This is a genomic window from Stappia sp. WLB 29 (genome assembly GCF_023507705.1).
GTDB lineage: Bacteria > Pseudomonadota > Alphaproteobacteria > Rhizobiales > Stappiaceae > Stappia.
Genome location: NZ_JALBGD010000026.1, coordinates 1 through 2,286 on the forward strand (window position 1 = coordinate 1; position 2,286 = coordinate 2,286).

At 66.7% G+C, this 2,286-nt stretch carries 2 protein-coding genes; both read left to right on the forward strand.

All coding sequences use genetic code 11. From position 1 onward, the window contains the following. Positions 1 to 659: 659 nt before the first annotated feature. Positions 660 to 1,106 (forward strand): hypothetical protein, encoded by a 447-nt coding sequence (locus tag MNI96_RS21730; RefSeq protein ID WP_249696632.1) that lies wholly within the window; start codon positions 660 to 662, stop codon positions 1,104 to 1,106. Next, on the forward strand, positions 1,090 to 2,286 hold a 1,197-nt coding region (locus MNI96_RS21735; RefSeq protein ID WP_249696634.1), incomplete at its 3' end, for an ABC transporter transmembrane domain-containing protein. The genes MNI96_RS21730 and MNI96_RS21735, both read left to right, overlap by 17 nt.

Below are 2,286 nucleotides of genomic sequence, written 5' to 3' on the forward strand. Positions count from 1 at the left end.
ATCGCGGCGATGGACCGGCTGATCGTGCTGGACGAGGGACGGATCGTCGAGGACGGCAGGCACGAGGAGCTGCTGGCCCGTGGCGGGCTCTATGCCGAGCTGTGGGCGCGCCAGTCCGGCGGTTTTCTGACCGTCGACGACGAGGACACGCAAGAGGTGGTGTAGGGCGAGGCGCGAGAACGTTGCATGAACGCAACAGTCGCATGGCTTCAATCATTCGGGTTCGAATTGTCGCTTTGCAACCGGCGGTCATCGTGTATGGTCCCGGGTGTCGGGGTCCCGGCATCGCCAGCGTCAGCGACGCGGATGCCTGATACGCCCGGCCGGCGGACGCCCGTCCGCCTTCGAACCCGCAGGTCATACCAGGTCGCAGCAGCTAAGGAGGGAGTGCATGATGGCATTTGGCGCAATCAATTTCCGCACCTCCATGTGCGTCCTCGCTCCGCTCGCCGGGGCACCGATGACCGGATCTGCGGTGCGCGGCGCTTAGGCCGCCAGCCTTTCCAGCCCGTCTTATTTTCCCTCTCGATCCGGTCTTCTGCCGGATCCCTGCCTGTCCCGTCCCGCACGCAATTCGCCGATCCGCGGCGAATGCACTGGTCTTTCCGTCCGTGTCCGTTGCGCGACTGTCCGATGCCGAGTTCCGCAGGAGCTTACCCATGGACTCCCGTTTTCCGCTCGATCCGTTCGCGCGGCCCGAAGCCCCGCTGCCGCAAATCGGCGGTCCCCACGACCGCAGCCCCGATTCCGGGTCCGGCAAGGGGCGCCTGACCGACGCCGCGCTGGTCGCCGGCGCCGCTGTCGGGCTGACCCTGTCGCTGGCGCTGGTTCTGTTCGTGCCGCAGGCCTTGCAGGAGTTCGACCGCCTGGACGCGGTCGTCTCCGCCGGCACCAGCGTGCCGGCAGCCGAGTTCGCCGAAAGGCTGTTCACCCTGTTTCTGGGACTGATGGTGCTTGCCGCCGCCGTTTCCGCGTTCATCCTGTCGGTGCTGATGACACCGGCAGCGCCGCGTCCGGTGTTTCCCGCCGGACGGCACGCGGTGATGCGGCGATCGGATCGCCCCCGCGGGTCTCACGAGGATCTTCGTCATGTTCGACCGGTTTGAGAAACTCATCGACCCGTTCCGGGAGCAGCCGATCACGGCGCCCCCGGCCGGGCTTTTCGCCTTCTGCTGGCATTACACGCGGCCGATCTGGCCGATCCTGGTGGCTGTGTGCCTGCTGGGCACGGCAGTCGCCGTCTTCGAGGTCATGGTCTTTTCCTTCCTCGGCGACCTGGTGAACTGGCTGGCGACGGCGGATCGCGAGACCTTCTTCGACGACAATGCCGGACGGCTCGTCTGGATGGGCGTGGTGATCCTGGTGATCATGCCGGCGCTGTCGCTGGCCTGGGAACTGCTGTTCCACCAGACGCTGCTCGGCAATTATCCGATGGCGATCCGCTGGCAGGTGCACCGTTACCTGCTGCGCCAGAGCATCGGCTTCTACCAGAACGACTTCGCCGGCCGCATCGCCACCAAGGTGATGCAGACGGCGCTGGCGGTGCGCGAGGTCGTGACCCGCGTTCTCGACGTGCTGGTCTATGTGTCGGTCTATTTCGTCTCGGCGGTGCTGTTGATCGGCGAGGCGAACGTCCGCCTAGCCCTGCCCCTGGTGCTGTGGTTCTTCGCCTATCTGGCGGTGCTGGTGTTCTTCGTGCCGCGCCTGAAGACGCTGTCGCAGGTGCAGGCCGACGCGCGCTCGCTGATGACCGGCCGCGTGGTCGACGCCTATACCAACATCTCCACCGTCAAGCTGTTCTCCCATACCGACCGGGAGGAGGACTACGCCCGCTCGTCCATGCGGGACTTCCTGAAGACGGTGCACCGGCAGATGCGGCTGGTGACGGTGCTCAACACGCTGCTGCACACGATCAACGTGCTGCTGCTGTTCGGCATCGGCGCCATGTCGATCTACCTGTGGCGGGCCGAGGCGGTGACCACCGGCGATGTCGCCGTGGCGGTCGCCCTGGTGCTGCGCCTGCACGGCATGTCGCAGTGGATCCTGTGGGAAGTGTCGGGCCTGTTCGAGAATATCGGCACCGTGCAGGACGGCATCACCACGATCTCGCGCGAGCGGGAGGTGAGGGACCGGCCGCAGGCGCCGGCGCTGGCCGTGTCGAAGGGCGAGATCGCGTTCGAGGGCGTGCGCTTCCACTACGGCAAGGAAGCGGGCGTCATCGACCGGCTCGACCTGACGATTCGCCCCGGCGAGAAGGTCGGCCTCGTCGGGCGCTCGGGCGCGGGC